This window comes from Nocardiopsis sp. NPDC058789 (assembly GCF_042745575.1).
Taxonomy (GTDB): Bacteria; Actinomycetota; Actinomycetes; order Streptosporangiales; family Streptosporangiaceae; genus Nocardiopsis; species Nocardiopsis eucommiae.
Genome location: NZ_JBHYOW010000012.1, coordinates 1 through 14594 on the forward strand (window position 1 = coordinate 1; position 14594 = coordinate 14594).

A 14594-nucleotide genomic window follows, 5' to 3' on the forward strand; every position below is an offset into this window, starting at 1 on the left:
GTCGCCCCCGTGTGGGTTGATCCCGTTTCGGTGCACCCGGGAACCCCCTTTACGTTTGCCCGGGGGGGGGGGCGGGGGGGGGGGGCCCCCCCCCCCCCCCCCGGGGGGGGGGGGGGGGGGCGGGGGCCCGCCCCCGCCACGGTTCGTCGCGTTACTGCTGATCCGGGACTACTCGGGTGGTGCGGTCAGGTGTTCGAGGCCGTCGGCCAGGCGCCCCAGCTCCTCTCGGGTGTCGGGGTCGGCCACGGTCTCGGCGGTCGTCCGGAACCGGTCGAGCGAGCGTCCGGCCTGCGCGGGCCGGCCCGCGTCCACGTGGTGCTCGGCCAGCTCCAGCTGACGGGTGAGACGGGTGGCCTCCGAGAACGTCAGTCCGCCCGCCTCGGCCAGTTCCCCGACCCGTTCGTGGACCTCGGCGAAGGTGAACGCCTCCGTCTCGTCCTCCAGGTCGGTGACCTGGACGTCGCGGAACCACACGAGGTCGTTCGCGCCGTGGTTCTGGAGCCCGACGCGTCCGGCCGAGAGGTCACGGGCCGGGTCGGTGCTCTCGAACTCGTTGACCAGCTCGCCGTTGATCCACACGCGGATCATCGGGTCGTCGACCTCGATCTCCATCGTGTTCCACTCGCCCACGACCTCCGGGTGGGAGGAGGCGGCCTGGAACGTGTAGACGGCCCCGGTTTGGGTGAGGGGGTCACCGTCGGGGGCGCCGTACGGATCGATCTGGATCTCGTAGCCCTCGTTGACCGCGACCCACGGGTCGTCGCCCGGGTCGGGGAAGCCGACGAAGACACCGGAGTTGTCGGACTCCTCGTGGGTGAGGTAGTCCAGCTTCATCCGGTACGAGCCGAGCTCGTCCTCGTGCCAGAGCAGGCCCATGCCGCCCTCGGTCTGGAGGACGCACCCGTCACCGTCGTCGACGATCTCGAAGCTCCCCGGTCCGGCCATGTTCCAGCCGTCCAGGGACTCGCCGTCCCACAGGGCGCGGTAGCCGTCGTCGAGGTTGGGCGGCGCGCACTCCACGGGGGCGGGTTCGTCCCCGACCGTGATGGTGTGCGTGGCGGAGGTGCCGGTACGCCCCTCACCGTCGGTGGCCACGGCGCTGACCGCGTACTCGCCGTCCGGGACGTCGGTCCAGGAGGCCTCGTAGGGGCCCTCGGCCACCGTGGCGACCGGCTGCCCGTCCACGAGGAACTCCACCTCCTCGATCCCGGCGTCACCGTGGTCGGTGACGTCCGCCGCGAGGGGGACGTCCTCGCCCGACCCGAAGGTCGCGCCGTCGGCCGGGCTGGTCAGCTCGGTCTCGGGCCCGTCCTCGTGTCCGCCGTCGTGGTCCGCGTTCACGTCGAAGTAGTTGACGTTGAACAGCGCCTCGTCCCCGGCCCCGTCGTTGACGAAGACGAGGTGGAGGTCGATGGTGCCGCCGGGGTCGGTGACGTCGTCCATCGTGACGTCGGTCCACTCCTGCCAGCCGCCGGTGGGGGCGACGTCGACCGAGCCGACCAGTTCACCGTCGGGTGAGTCGGCGCGGGCCTCGATGGTGCCGCCCGCCCCGTCCGAGGCCACACGGAAGCCGATCTGTTCGACGCCGTGCAGGTTGACCGGGTCGTAGGAGACCCAGCTGCCGTGGTGGATGCCGCCGAGGTTGCGCAGGCCCCCGTTGGGGTCCTCCGTGGTGTCGGTGACCACGCCCTCGGAGCCGGTGAAGTACTGCGCCTGCATCCGCGACGGGTTGAGCTTGACCCCGTCGCTGCCGGTGAGCGCCGGGACGCCGTCCCCGCCGTGGTCGGTGTACTCGGCCTGGAGGACCCAGAAGATGTTCATGTCGTGGCCGTGACCGCCGTCGGTCCCGGTGACGCTCACACCCTCACAGCCCTCGTACTGGGTCCAGGGGTGTGCGTGGGTGTCGTGGCCCAGCGACGAGGTGACCTCCACCTCGGCGCAGTCGATGCCGTCCCCGATGGACCCGTCCTCGGCGTCCTCCACGGTCACGTCGAACGGGATCTCGTCGCCCCAGTCGAAGAACTGACCGTCCCGGGGGGTGTCGAAGGCGACCTCGGGCGCGGTGTTGCCCGCGGTGATGGTCACCGTGGCCGTGCCCGTGCGCTCCTCGGAGTCGGTCACCGTGAGGCTGACGTTGTACCGGCCCGCCTCCTCGAAAGTGTGCGTGGGCGCGGGGTCGGTCGAGGTCGTGCCGTCCCCGAAGTTCCACGCGTAGTCGAAGGCCAGGCCCCCGGGGTGGAAGGAGTCCTCACCGGAGAACTCGACGGTCAGCGGTGCCGGGCCGGAGGTGGCACTGGTGCCGATCCGGGCCACCGGGCTGTCTCCGGAACCGGAGTAGTCGATGCGGGAGATCGCCGAGTCCGCGGACCCGCCGAACCAGCCGGAGCCGTACTCCAGCACGTACAGGGCGCCGTCCGGGCCGAACTCCATGTCCATGGGGTTGGCCAGGTCGATGTCCGGGACGGTCTCGGTGATGTCGAGGACGCCGCCCTCGTCGTCCAGGTGCACCTGCTTGATCCACTGGCGGCTCCACTCGTACAGCAGCGGGACGCCGTCGTAGTACTCGGGCCACTTGTTCTCGGAGTCGAGCTCCGGGTCGAAGTCGTAGGCCGGGCCGCCCATCGGGGCGCCGCCGCCGGTGCCCAGGTGCGGGAACTCCTCGGACTCGTCGTAGCCGTACCAGATCGCCGCCGGGGTGACCGGGGGCAGCTCCGTCAGACCGGTGTTGCGCGGCGACTCGTTGACCGGGGCGTCGCAGTCGAACGCCTCCCCGGAGGTGCCGGACCCGAAGTCGTACTTGTTGTAGGCGGAGTTGTTCCCGATGCAGTACGGCCAACCGATGTTGACCGGCTCGGTGATGTGGTGCCAGGTGACCGTGTTCTCCGGGCCGCGTTCGGGGTCGGCCACGGGGGAGTCCGGGCCGTAGTCGGCCAGGTAGACGCTGCCGTCGTTCTGGTCGACGGAGAACCGGAACGGGTTGCGCAGACCCATCGCCAGGATCTCGGGACGGGTCAGGTCCGCGTCGGAGGTCTCGGGCGGGAACAGGTTGCCCTCGGGGATGTCGTATCCGCCGTCCTCGTCGACCGCGATGCGGATCAGCTTGCCGCGCAGGTCGTTCGTGTTGCCGGAGCTGCGCTGGGCGTCGAAGGCCGGGTTGCGGCTCTCGCGCTCGTCGTGCGGGCTGAACCCGTCCGAACCGAAGGCGCTGGTGTCGTCGCCGGTGGAGAGCAGGAGGTTGCCGTCGGGGTCGAAGTCGATGTCGCCGCCGACGTGGCAGCACATGCCCCGGGTGGCCTCGACCTCCAGGATCACCTGCTCGCTCTCCAGGTCCAGCGAGGGTTCGTCACCGTCCACGAACTGGAAGCGCGAGAGGTTGTTGTGCGCCTCGAAGGGCTCGAAGTCCTCCGCGGAGCCGTTCTCCGGTGCGGCGCCCGAGGGGACGCCGTCGATCACGGGCGCGTAGTAGAGGTACACCCACCCGTTCTCCTCGAAGTCCGGGTCGAGCGCGATGCCCTGGAGCCCGTCCTCGTCGTGGTCGTAGACCGGGACGTCCGCGAGCGCGTTGGTGCTGTAGGTCTCGGGGGACCACATGGACACCTGGCCGTTGCGGGAGGTGTGCATGATCCGGCCGTCGGGGAGCACGGCCATGCCCATCGGCTCGCCGACGTTCTCCTCGCCCTGGGCGAGCGTGACCTTCTCGAAGTTGTCCCACTGGGTGGCGCCGCAGTCGCCCTCGACCTGTCCGGCGGCCCACTGGAGTCCTCCGAGCAGGTGGGCGGTGAACTCCGGCTCCGAGTACGACTCGACGGTGTGGCCGCCGCCGGTGTACCAGGACCTGCCGCCGTCGTACACCTGGCACCAGGCGATCGGGTGGTCGAAGCCCATCTGCCCGGCCGGGTCGACGACGTCCTCGTAGGAGGCCTCGTTCAGGCCCGCCAGGACGTGGACGTCGCCGCGCGGGCTGACGTCGTAGTCGTACCACTCGTCGTGCCGGTCCCAGCTCGCCGGAAGCATGGACGTGGAGGGGTGGGCGCGGTCGTTGACCATCACCTCGGCGTCCTGGGTGCCGGGCGGGTGGCTGGCGAAGTAGGCGCCGACCAGGTCGCCGTACCACTCCCAGTCGTAGTGGGTGTCGGAGGCGGAGTGGACGCCGACGTAGCCGCCGCCGGCCTGGACGTACTCCTCGAACGCGGCCTGCTGGCCCTCGTCCAGGACGTCACCTGTGGTGGAGAGCCAGATGACCGCGTCGAAGCGGGCCAGGTCCTCCGGGTTGAAGATGTCGGCGTCCTCGGAGTGCTCGGTCTCGAAGCCGTGCTCCTCGGCCAGCGCCTCGTAGAGGGCGACGCCGTACGGGATGGAGTCGTGTCGGAAGCCGGTGGTCTTGGAGAAGATGAGCGCGGTGAACGGCTCCTCCTCCACGGCGTCGGCCTGGGCCGGGACCGACGTCAGCCCGAGGGCCAACGCGATGCTCGCCGTCAGCGCGCCCAGCGTTCGTAGGGGTCTCTTGATCACGGGAAACCTCACCTGGGGGTGGGGGGTCGATGAGTCCGTGCGGCGTGCCGGCGCCGACGGCAGGGACGGTGGGCCGCGTACGGCGAACCGTCGGGGAGTACCTGCTATCGCGTTCGGAAGCGGGGGGTGGCCGCCTCATCGGTGTGATCAGTCCACGGCGGCTCCTTTCGTCGGGGGCAGGGAGGAACCTGGGCGAGACGACTCGCTGGCATTGTGCTTGGTGGCGGTCGCGTTGACCAGGGGCCCTGGGTGACCTGTTGAGGCCCCTGGGTTCACGGTCCGTAACCGGTCCAGGTCGTCGCGGTCGAGGGTGTCTCGGCCATTCGTACAAACCTGGGCGGATCGGATCTCTGGCGCGCGCACCCTAGGGGTCCGTTCGGGGCAGGTCGACCCAGCGGCGCTCGCGGGCCGATTCCAGCACGGCCTCCGCGAGCACGGCGGCCCGCAGGCCGTCCGCGAAGACGGGGAGGCCCTCGGGTTCCCCGCCCGCCACGGCGGCTCCGGTGTCCGCTACCAGGGCGTTGAAGCAGTCCTGGTAGCCCTGCGGATGGCCGACCGGGAGGGTGACCATGCGGGCGGCGTCCGGACCGAGGCCGGGGTCGTCGCGGGAGATGATCGTCGTGTGGTCGCGCCCGCCCGCCCAGAGGGTCTCGGGGCGTTCCTGGTCGAAGCGGAGCGAGCCCTCGGTGCCGGAGACCTCCAGCACCAGCTGGTTCTTGCGGCCGGGGGAGACCTGGCTGATCACGGCGGTCCCCACGGCCCCGCCCTCGGTGGAGAACTGGAGGGCGACGAGGTCCTCCGTGGTGACCGCGCGGCCCGCCTCGCCCCGGTGCTCGTTGAACCGTGAGGTCTGGGCGCTCACCGCGTTGATCCGGTCGCCGGTGACGAACTCCAGCATGTCGCACCAGTGCGAGCCGATGTCTCCGAAGGCCCGCGTGGGACCGCCGATCTTCGGATCGACGCGCCAGTTGTCCTCCTCGGGGTGGAGGAGCCAGTCCTGGAGGTAGCCGCCGTGGGCGAGGCCGATCCGGCCGACGGCGCCCGAGGCGACCCGGGCGCGGGCCTCGCGGGCCATGGGGTGGAAGCGGTAGACGAAGGGGACCACGGCGACACGGTCGGCCTCGTGCGCGGCGCGGGTGAGACCACGGGCCGTCTCGGCGTCGGTGGCCAGGGGCTTCTCGCAGACCACGTGCTTGCCCGCCGCGAGGGCGGCCAGGCTCAGGGGGGCGTGCAGATGGTTGGGGGTGCACACGTGCACCACGTCGACGTCGGGTCGGTGGATCAGTTCGAGGGGGTCGGCGTGGGCTGAGGCGAGGCCGTGGGCGGCGCGGAACTCCTCGGCCCTGGCGGGGGAGGACCCGGACACGCCGACGACCTCGCCGCCGGAGGCGCGGACGGCGTGGGTGTGGACCCGGCCCATGAAGCCGGTGCCGATCACCGCGGCGCGGTAGGCCGAGGGGGCGGAGTGTCCCGGCGAACCACCCAGACCTGTGACCTGTTTCACTGACATGACCGAGACGTTACGTCCGACTTATGTCGAAGGTCAAGCATAAGTTGCCGGATGTGGACAAAATAGATGGATGACGGCCACTCAATAGATCCTGTGCTTCACTGGTCCCATGACGGAAGACGCGCTGACAGCCTCACTGCGATCCCCGGCCGCCGCGGCCGTGCCGGGTGCCGGGACCCTTCTCCGGCTGCTGCGCGACGGGCGCCCACGCACCCGCTCCGAACTGGCCTCCGTCACCGGTCTGGCCCGCTCCACCGTCACCCAGCGCGTGGACGCGCTCCTGGCCAGCGGGCTCATCGGCCCGGCCGGTGAGGCCGTCTCCACCGGCGGGCGCCCGCCCACGACCTTCTCGTTCCGCCCGGACGCGCGCGTGGTGCTCGCCGCCGACCTGGGCGCCACCCACGCCCGGCTCGCCCTCACCGACATGTCGGGGACGGTGCTCGCGGAGGACCGGGCCGACATCGACATCGCGTTGGGCCCCGAACACGTCCTGGACTGGGTGGTGGACCACGGCCTCGCCCTGCTCGCCTCGGCCGGACGCGGGACCGGGGACCTGCTCGGCGTCGGCGTGGGCCTGCCCGGACCCGTCCAGCACTCCACCGGGCGCGCGGTCAACCCGCCGATCATGCCCGGCTGGGACGGCTTCGACGTGTCCGGCCACGTGCGCGGCCGCATCGACCGGCCCGTGCTGGTGGACAACGACGTCAACATCATGGCCGTCGGCGAACACCACGTCGCCTGGCCCACCGCGAGCCACCTGCTCTTCGTGAAGGTCGCCACGGGCATCGGCTGCGGGATCGTCAGCGAGGGCAGCGTCTACCGGGGCGCCCAGGGGGCCGCGGGGGACATGGGGCACATCCACGTGCCCAGCGGAGCCGACCGGCCCTGCCGCTGCGGCAACACCGGCTGCCTGGAGGCGGTGGCCAGCGGACACGCGCTCGCGGAGGCCCTCACCGCCGAGGGGGTCCCCGCCTCGGGCGCCCGCGACGTGGTGGAGCTGTCCCGCAACGGGTCGGTCCCGGCGCTGCGCGCCCTGCGTCAGGCGGGACGCGACGTCGGTGAGGTCCTGGCCGCCTCGGTGAACATGTTCAACCCGTCGGTGATCGTCGTCGGGGGTGCGCTGGCCATGGCCGGGGACCACCTGCTCGCCGGGGTCCGGGAGGTCATCTACCAGCGCTCGCTGCCGCTGGCCACGGAGAACCTGAGCATCGCCTCGTCCAAGGCGGGAGAGAGCGCGGGCGTGATCGGCGCGGCCGTCATGGTCATCGAGCACTGCCTGAGCCCCGAGCACGCCGAGTCCCTCGTCATGGGCGCCTGACCGGAGCGGGGCCCGTGGTCGGGCCCACGCCTCGGCGGTGGATCAGGAACGGGCGAACGGGGCCCGCCACCACCAGTGCCCCTCGGGCACACCGGCCGGGACCGCCGAGGGGACGGCGTCCTCGGCCTGGGGCAGCCCCTCCCTCAGCTCCTCGTCGACGTCGTCGATGTCCTCCGGCTTGACCACGGCGAAGGCCACCGCGCCCAGGAAGCCCTCGAACAGGTTCTCCAGCATCGACCGGTACAGGCAGGCCGCGTACCACTCGGGGCCGGAGGCCAGCTGCCCGGCTCGGGAGAGCGTCCTCCGGATCTCCCCGCCGCGTACCCCGGCACGCTCCGCGACCGAGAGGCGCTGCTCCTGCGTGCCGACCAGGTCGGCCGAACCGGTGCGGGCTCCCCACAGCAACAGCAACGACTGCTCCAAGGGGACCTCCGGGTCGGCGAGGTCGACCCGGGCCCGCTCCAGTAGTTCCCCGGGGCTGCCGGTGAAGGCGTGGACGGGACGCTGCGGGGGAGAGGGCCAGCCGTGCTCGGCCAGGTAGGCCGTGCCGTCGCCCATGATCTCCACCTGGGTCGTGAGTGTGACCGTGGCCAGAGGAGTCAGGGGGGCGACCCGCTCGAAGAGCAGGCTCAACACACCCTCGTCGACGCCTCCGGACCTGGCCCGCCCTGTGCGCACGGACTCCGAGGCGGAGGCGTGGTACGAGGGGATCGGGTTCCCGCGCTCCGCCGGGGGGAGTTCGTCGAGGCGGCGCATGACGTGCACCGCCGCGTTGATCGGGGAGTCGAATCCGATCCGGTCGGCGGACTCGCGCAGGGCCTTCACCACGGCCTTGGACCCGGCGCTCAGGTCGACGCGGACGCCGCCCCGCCCCAGGGCGTTCACCTCAGCGATGTCCCGCTGGAGGCGGCTCTCCACCGGGGAGCGACGGTCGTCGGAGTTGGTCATGGGGTTTCCCAGTCCTCGGGGTGGTAGTCGTTGAGCTTTTCGTCGATTTCCTGCTGGCTCATGTCCAGGCGTGTGGGAGCCCGCCACCACCAGTGGGATTCGGGCACCCAGGAGGGGATGTCCTGCGGGGGGATGGGCGGGATCTGATTGGCGTCATCGACGTAGATCTCGTCAATATCGGCCAGTGACTCAACATCCGCCGGATGGACGAGGGCGGCGAAGGGAACAAACTCTTCGATCACAACCTGAATGTGACTTCGATAGTAGCAGGAGCGTCGGAAGCCATCCTGCATGCTTCTCAGTGCTAGGCTCTCACACTTGCCTACGTATGCCTGAAATCCATGGCGATTGGCATCGGATTTAAGGAGTTCACGGACTGCGTCAACGAAGTCCGAAGGCCACTCTTGTTCGTTGTTCCTGTTGTGCACCCACAGGGTCACGAGTCGGTCCACGGCCTCATCATAGATACTCGCTACGGCAGCTCCGCTTGATTCACTCGCGGTGCTTTCGAGCAGGGCGAGGATCGCGTTCTCCTCGGTCCTAGCCTCGTTCATGGTCAGCTGGCCTCTCTGCCTTGTCTCTCATGTGGGTGGGTGCCACGACTCCTGTGTGCGGTCGGACGAACAGTCGGGCTCGGAGTACGGAAACTTCCCCCGCTTCCTTTGCTTCGGATTCCTGTCTCTTGGGGGAGCCGTCTCTTTTTCGTGGAAGTATTCGGTCGATGACAAGGCTGGCTGATTGTCCCTCGTCCATCCTGGTGAAGTTGCTGGCCTCCCCGTTTTGAATTGTTGAGGCCAGGCTCTTGAGATAGGCCGATATGGGGTGCCCTACCTGTTCTTCCTTTGGGAGTTCACCGAAGTGTTTTCGGGCATGGTAGGCGGTGGATGTGTCGTGGCCCATGCCGATGTTTTCAGCCTGTTCTCGTATTGCTGCGACGATTTCCTCTTCGCTCTGGTTCAGGTCAATATCGACTCGCTCCTGGCTGCGCTCTTTGCGGATTATTTCCGTGTCTGAATCGAGCACGCCCTGGGCGTCGATTCTGGTCATTCTTCTGGAGGCTAGTTCGTGTCTCTCGGTCTTGGACAGATCTCGCCTATTGGTCAGGATGTCCTGGCTCTGTTCGTCGTAGAGGGCCTTGAAGTACTCGTATCGGTACGCGAACTCTTGCAAGCTGGAGCTCCCCCTACGTGCGAAGCGCAGACCTTCGACGACCGCAGGCCGGACAGCATCGGCTTCTGCCGACTTCTTCCCCATGGCTGGGTACTTGTTCTCCACCGCCTTCGCCAGGCGCTGCCAGCCCGGTCCGGTGCGGTCCTGACCGTTCCGGAGCTTCTCGATCCCCCGGTCGCTCAAGCCAGCCCAACGAAGCATCGCCTCCAGTTGGGTGGCCCTATTGTCCTTCTCGCGCTGTTGCGCTTCGGAGTCGGGGCTGGTTGGGGGTTGGGACATGGGGGGCTCTCCCGTCGGGGCGGAGGGCTGAGTTCTGGGGCCATACGGTGAGACCGTTGGGTGCGACGGCGGGTTCTGCCGTGCAGTGGAAATCCTGGCACGCGAAGGGGGCGGGGACCTCTCGGGTCCCCGCCCCCGGCGGTGTCACGTCCGCGGTCAGTCGTCGCGGGTGCCGTGACGGGCACGGTCCTCCTCCGCGCGCTGGGCCTCGGCGCGGCCCCGGGCCGCGTCGTACTCGGCGTCCTCCTCCATCGCGCGGTAGCGCGTGGGGTCGTACTCCCGCTGGTCGACGTCGGGCAGGACGCCCTCGTGGCGCAGCGCCGGGCCCGCCTCGCGTCTGGCCTGCCGGGGGACCCGGCTGACGACCGCGGTCCGGCCGACGCCGCGCAGCAGCGAGGCGATGGCGATACCGCAGACCAGGTTGATCAGGCCCGTCGCGACCTGGCTGGAGATCTCGGCGCCCTGTGTGAAGGGCGTGACGGCCGCGATGGCCGTGGCCAGACCGACGATCCAGCCGAAGAACGAGAGCGCCCGGGGCGCGGACAGCAGCAGCAGGTGGAGCAGTGCGGTCGCGAGCAGCGCGACCAGCCCCGCCAGGAGCGCGTAACCGACCGTCCCGGCGTCACCCAGGTTCCCGGCCTCCTCCGGTGCCAGCACCGGGACGCCGAAGACCCCGCGAACCACCAGGGTTCCGGCGAAGATGACCAGAGCGGCGACCACCGCGGTGGCCAGACCGCCGGACCACAGCCGGGTCACGTTGACGGCTCGTTCACTTCCGATTTCGTTCATACCGATATCCCCAAAATAGGGCTCGAACTCGGTCGTAGGCCACATACCCGCAGCTCCGCAGCGGTAACCCACGCGTGGAACACTGTGGGTATGGCTCCTTTCGCGCACGCTCGCGTCGATCTCGACGCGATCACCTCCAACGCCCGGCTGCTCCGTGAACTGGCCGGGGGGACGCCCCTCATGGGGGTGGTCAAGGCCGACGGTTACGGCCACGGGATGCTTCCCGCCGCGCGCGCCCTGATCGCTGGCGGCGCCGCCTGGCTGGGGACCGCGCTCATCAAGGAGGGGCTGGAGCTGCGCCGGGCCGGGATCACCGTGCCCGTCCTGTCCTGGATCATCCCGCCGGGCGAGCCCGTGGGAGAGGCGATCGAGGCCGACATCGACCTCGGTGTCAGCGACCGTGCCGTGCTGGACACGGTGATCTCCGAGGCGCGTCGCCTGGGCAGGGTCGCGCGGGTCCAGCTCAAGGCGGACACCGGGCTGAACCGGGGCGGCGTGAACCGGGTCGACTGGGCCTCCGTGGTCGAGGCCGCGGCGCTCGCGGAGCGGGAGGGCACCGTCCGGATCACCGGAGTGTGGTCGCACTTCGCCTGCGCGGACGAGCCCGGCCACCCGTCGATCCAGGCGCAGCTGGACGTCTTCCACGAGGCGCTCCTGGTGGCCGACAAGGCGGGGCTGACCCCGGAGGTCCGGCACATCGCGAACTCGGCCGCGCTGTTGACCCTGCCGGAGGCTCGGTTCGATCTGGTGCGGGCCGGAATCGCGAGTTATGGACTCTGCCCGATCCCCGATTTGGACGTGCCCGAATTGCGGCCCGCGATGACCCTCGAATCGAAGGTCGCGCTCACCAAACGCGTCCCCGCAGGCAGCGGCGTCTCCTATGGCCACCGGTACGTCACCCAGGAGGAGACCACCCTGGCCCTCGTCCCGCTCGGCTACGCGGACGGGGTGCCCCGCGCCGCCACCAACCGGGGCCCGGTCCAGCTGGGCGGCGCCCGCCGCACCATCGCGGGAACAGTCTGCATGGACCAGTTCGTTGTGGATGTGGGAGACGACCCGGTGAGCGCGGGCGACCTCGCGGTCCTGTTCGGGGACCCCAGCCGGGGCGTGCCCACCGCGCAGGACTGGGCCGACGTCCTGGAGACCATCCCGTACGAGATCATCACGCGGATCGGTTCCCGGGTGCCCCGCGAGTACGTCGGCTGACGGAGTCCCCGATATCGGTCACGAACCTTCCCCACCCGGCCTAACCTGGGTGAAGAGGGACCTTCGGCGCGCTCCGACGCTGACCACCACACGGACCAACCTGTGAGAGCGATGACAGACACCACAGCCACCACCGCGTCCCACGTCCACGCGGTCACCGCCGCGACGGACGAGGACATGCGCGTTCTGGGCCGTGACCTGGCCGCACTCTCCCGCCCCGGGGACCTGCTGATCCTCTCCGGGCCGCTGGGAGCGGGCAAGACCACCCTCACCCAGGGGCTCGGACAGGGCCTCGGCGTACGGGGCTCGGTCACCTCGCCCACCTTCGTCATCTCCAGAATCCACCCGTCCCTGGTCGGCGGGCCCGCCCTGGTGCACGTGGACGCCTACCGGCTCGGCGGCCCCGACGAGGTCGACGACATCGACCTGGACATGACCCTGGGCGAGTCCGTCACCGTCGTCGAGTGGGGTGAGGGCGTGGCCGAGGGCCTGGCCGACGACCGCCTGGAGATCCGGATCGAACGCCACCCCGACGACACCCGCACCGTCCACCTGCGCCCCGTCGGCGCGCGGTGGACCGACATCGACCTGCCCGGCACCGCCGCCGGGAACGGATAGGCGGAACTCCCGTGCTGCTCCTGGCCTTCGACACCGCCACCCCGGCGGTCACCGCCGCCATCGGGGAGACCACCCCCGACGGCTCCTTCCTGCTGCGCGCCAGCGCCAGCTCGGTGGACGCCCGCCGCCACGGCGAGCTCCTCGCGCCCACCATCCAGAACCTGCTCACCGAGTCCGGGCTCGTGCTGGGCGACCTCGACCACATCGCGGTCGGCATGGGCCCCGGCCCCTACACCGGCCTGCGCGTGGGCCTCGCCACCGCCCACGCCCTCGCCGACGCGCTGGACGTCCCCTGCCACGGGGTCACCACCCTGGACGCCCTGGCCTTCGCCACCCGGAGGACCGAGCCGTTCCTGGGCATGACCGACGCCCGCCGCAAGGAGGTGTTCTGGGCGCGCTACGACGACCACCTCACCCGGGTGGGCGAGGTGCGGGTGGACCGGCCCGCCGAGATCGACACCGGCGGCCTGCCGCTGGTCGGGGACGGCGCCCGCATGTACGCCGACGTGCTGGGCGCGGAGGACACCGCCGCCCTGGAACCCCTCCACCCGGACGCCGCCGCCATGGCCGAGCTCGCCCTGCTGCGCCTGCACCGTGGCGAGAAACTGGCCGAACCCGCCCCGCTCTACCTGCGCCGTCCCGACGCGGTCGAGCCCGGAGCCCCGAAGAAGGTGCGCCAGTGGGTGAGGTGACCGCGCCGGTGGCGCTGCGCCAGATGACCGCCGCCGACGTTCCGGCCGTCATGGACCTGGAACGCGCCCTGTTCCCGCTCGACGCCTGGACCGAGGGCGTGCTCCGCGACGAACTGGCCGAGGCCGCCACCCGCCACTACGTGGTGGCCGAGTCCGAGACCGGGCTCCTGGGCTACGCCGGACTGCGGTTCGTCCCGCCCGAGGGCGACGTCCAGACCATGGCCGTCGCGGAGACCGCGTGGGGGAGGGGGATCGGCCGGGCGCTGCTCACCGAACTCCTCGACCAGGCCGCCGCGCGCGGTGTCACCCACATGTTCCTGGAGGTCCGCTCGGACAACCCGCGCGCCCAGGACCTGTACACACGTTTCGGCTTCGAGGCGATCGGCGTGCGCCGGGGCTACTACAAGGGGGCGGACGCGATCGTCATGCGCCGTGTCGCGGAGAAGGGGAGCCATGAGTGAGCCGTTGATCCTGGGGATCGAGTCGTCCTGCGACGAGACCGGCGTGGCGCTGGTCCGGGGGTGCGAGCTGCTGGGCGAGTCGGTGGCCTCCAGCGTCGACCAGCACGTGCGGTTCGGCGGTGTGGTGCCCGAGGTGGCCAGCCGCGCCCACCTGGAGGCGATGACCCCCACCGTGCGCCGCGCCCTGGACTCCGCCGGGGCGAAGCTGTCCGACGTGGACGCCGTCGCGGTGACCGCCGGGCCCGGGCTCGCCGGTGCCCTCCTGGTCGGCGTCTCCGCCGCCAAGGCCTACGCGATGGCGCTCGGCAAGCCCCTCTACGGGGTCAACCACCTCGTTGGACACGTCGCCGTGGACCAGCTGGAGCACGGTCCCCTGCCCAAGCCCTCGATCGCCCTCCTGGTCTCCGGCGGGCACACGTCGCTGCTGCTGGTCAACGACCTGGCCACCGACGTGGTCTCGCTCGGTGACACCGTCGACGACGCCGCCGGGGAGGCCTACGACAAGGTCGCGCGTCTGCTGGAGCTGCCCTACCCGGGCGGCCCGCCCATCGACCAGGCGGCCCAGCGGGGCGACCCGAAGGCGATGCGCTTCCCGCGCGGCAAGTGGGGCGACGGCACGTACGACTTCTCCTTCTCCGGGCTGAAGACCGCCGTGGCCCGCCACGTGGAGGACGCCGAACGCCGGGGCGCCCCGTTGGTGGTGGCCGACATCGCCGCCGCCTTCCAGGAGTCCGTGGTGGACGTGCTCACCCGCAAGGCGGTCGACGCCTGCGTGGAGCACGGCGTGAGCACCCTGGTGATCAGTGGCGGAGTGGCCGCCAACTCGGCGCTGCGCGTCCTGGCCGAACAGCGCTGCCAGGAGGCCGGGATCGAGCTGCGTGTCCCACGGCCCCGTCTGTGCACGGACAACGGCGCGATGATCGCCGCCCTGGGCGCCGAGGTGGTCGCGGCGGGCCTGCCGCCGTCCACCCTGGACCTGGCCACGGACACCTCGCTGCCCGTGGAGTCCCCGCTGGCCGTGTAGTCACCGAGCTCCGCCGGTCACCGGACCGGCGGAGCCGAGGTCTCTTCGACACCGGCCCGGCGCACCC

The 14594-nt window shown here is 70.7% G+C and carries 12 protein-coding genes; 6 read left to right on the plus strand and 6 right to left on the minus strand.

The annotated features are described in order from the left end of the window. Positions 1-168: 168 nt before the first annotated feature. Positions 169-4512, minus strand: a complete 4344-nt coding sequence (locus tag ACFW3L_RS18600) for a ThuA domain-containing protein (protein WP_378742084.1) — start codon at positions 4510-4512, stop codon at positions 169-171. A gap of 364 nt (positions 4513-4876) precedes the next feature. After that, the gene (locus ACFW3L_RS18605) at positions 4877-6016 is read right to left on the minus strand and encodes a Gfo/Idh/MocA family protein (RefSeq protein ID WP_378742447.1); all 1140 of its coding nucleotides are present in this window, start codon (positions 6014-6016) and stop codon (positions 4877-4879) included. Between the two features lie 115 nt (positions 6017-6131). Here ACFW3L_RS18605 and ACFW3L_RS18610 point away from each other — a divergent pair, with 115 nt between their 5' ends. Beyond that, positions 6132-7340: an ROK family protein gene (locus ACFW3L_RS18610; protein WP_378742086.1), complete on the plus strand. Its 1209-nt coding sequence runs from the start codon at positions 6132-6134 to the stop codon at positions 7338-7340. Between the two features lie 42 nt (positions 7341-7382). Here ACFW3L_RS18610 and ACFW3L_RS18615 read toward each other — a convergent pair whose 3' ends face one another. From ACFW3L_RS18615 to ACFW3L_RS18630, 4 genes are all read right to left on the minus strand, one after another. Further along, positions 7383-8288, minus strand: a complete 906-nt coding sequence (locus tag ACFW3L_RS18615) for a hypothetical protein (protein ID WP_378742088.1) — start codon at positions 8286-8288, stop codon at positions 7383-7385. Continuing rightward, the gene (locus ACFW3L_RS18620; RefSeq protein ID WP_378742090.1) at positions 8285-8842 is read right to left on the minus strand and encodes a hypothetical protein; all 558 of its coding nucleotides are present in this window, start codon (positions 8840-8842) and stop codon (positions 8285-8287) included. Before ACFW3L_RS18620 ends, ACFW3L_RS18615 begins: the two co-directional genes overlap by 4 nt. Then, positions 8829-9737 (minus strand): hypothetical protein, encoded by a 909-nt coding sequence (locus ACFW3L_RS18625; protein ID WP_378742092.1) that lies wholly within the window; start codon positions 9735-9737, stop codon positions 8829-8831. The genes ACFW3L_RS18620 and ACFW3L_RS18625 overlap by 14 nt, the downstream gene beginning before the upstream one ends. A 156-nt stretch (positions 9738-9893) precedes the next feature. Beyond that, the gene (locus tag ACFW3L_RS18630; protein ID WP_378742094.1) at positions 9894-10526 is read right to left on the minus strand and encodes a DUF6069 family protein; all 633 of its coding nucleotides are present in this window, start codon (positions 10524-10526) and stop codon (positions 9894-9896) included. Between the two features lie 90 nt (positions 10527-10616). Here ACFW3L_RS18630 and alr point away from each other — a divergent pair, with 90 nt between their 5' ends. The 5 genes from alr (at position 10617) to tsaD (ending at position 14527) form a co-directional block, all read left to right on the plus strand. Beyond that, positions 10617-11732: an alanine racemase gene (gene alr, locus ACFW3L_RS18635; RefSeq protein WP_378742097.1), complete on the plus strand. Its 1116-nt coding sequence runs from the start codon at positions 10617-10619 to the stop codon at positions 11730-11732. A 111-nt stretch (positions 11733-11843) separates the two neighbouring features. Then, entirely contained in the window at positions 11844-12350 is a 507-nt protein-coding gene (gene tsaE / locus ACFW3L_RS18640; RefSeq protein WP_378742099.1) for a tRNA (adenosine(37)-N6)-threonylcarbamoyltransferase complex ATPase subunit type 1 TsaE, read from the plus strand. 11 nt (positions 12351-12361) lie between these two features. Next, entirely contained in the window at positions 12362-13042 is a 681-nt protein-coding gene (gene tsaB / locus ACFW3L_RS18645; protein ID WP_378742102.1) for a tRNA (adenosine(37)-N6)-threonylcarbamoyltransferase complex dimerization subunit type 1 TsaB, read from the plus strand. A gap of 23 nt (positions 13043-13065) precedes the next feature. Next, positions 13066-13503, plus strand: coding sequence for a ribosomal protein S18-alanine N-acetyltransferase (gene rimI, locus ACFW3L_RS18650; protein WP_378742449.1), 438 nt, complete (start codon positions 13066-13068; stop codon positions 13501-13503). Then, complete coding sequence (tsaD, locus tag ACFW3L_RS18655; protein WP_378742104.1) at positions 13496-14527, plus strand: tRNA (adenosine(37)-N6)-threonylcarbamoyltransferase complex transferase subunit TsaD; 1032 nt, start codon at positions 13496-13498, stop codon at positions 14525-14527. Before rimI ends, tsaD begins: the two co-directional genes overlap by 8 nt. Positions 14528-14594: the final 67 nt, after the last annotated feature.

What these genes read in the sequence shown, in the direction of transcription:
- tsaD (WP_378742104.1), top strand. Translation starts at nt 13,496, where the DNA reads ATGAGTGAGCCGTTGATCCTGGGGATCGAGTCGTCCTGCGACGAGACC.
- ACFW3L_RS18615 (WP_378742088.1), bottom strand. Translation starts at nt 8,288, where the DNA reads ATGACCAACTCCGACGACCGTCGCTCCCCGGTGGAGAGCCGCCTCCAG.
- ACFW3L_RS18620 (WP_378742090.1), bottom strand. Translation starts at nt 8,842, where the DNA reads ATGAACGAGGCTAGGACCGAGGAGAACGCGATCCTCGCCCTGCTCGAA.
- ACFW3L_RS18630 (WP_378742094.1), bottom strand. Translation starts at nt 10,526, where the DNA reads ATGAACGAAATCGGAAGTGAACGAGCCGTCAACGTGACCCGGCTGTGG.
- ACFW3L_RS18625 (WP_378742092.1), bottom strand. Translation starts at nt 9,737, where the DNA reads ATGTCCCAACCCCCAACCAGCCCCGACTCCGAAGCGCAACAGCGCGAG.
- alr (WP_378742097.1), top strand. Translation starts at nt 10,617, where the DNA reads ATGGCTCCTTTCGCGCACGCTCGCGTCGATCTCGACGCGATCACCTCC.
- rimI (WP_378742449.1), top strand. Translation starts at nt 13,066, where the DNA reads ATGACCGCCGCCGACGTTCCGGCCGTCATGGACCTGGAACGCGCCCTG.
- tsaE (WP_378742099.1), top strand. Translation starts at nt 11,844, where the DNA reads ATGACAGACACCACAGCCACCACCGCGTCCCACGTCCACGCGGTCACC.
- ACFW3L_RS18610 (WP_378742086.1), top strand. Translation starts at nt 6,132, where the DNA reads ATGACGGAAGACGCGCTGACAGCCTCACTGCGATCCCCGGCCGCCGCG.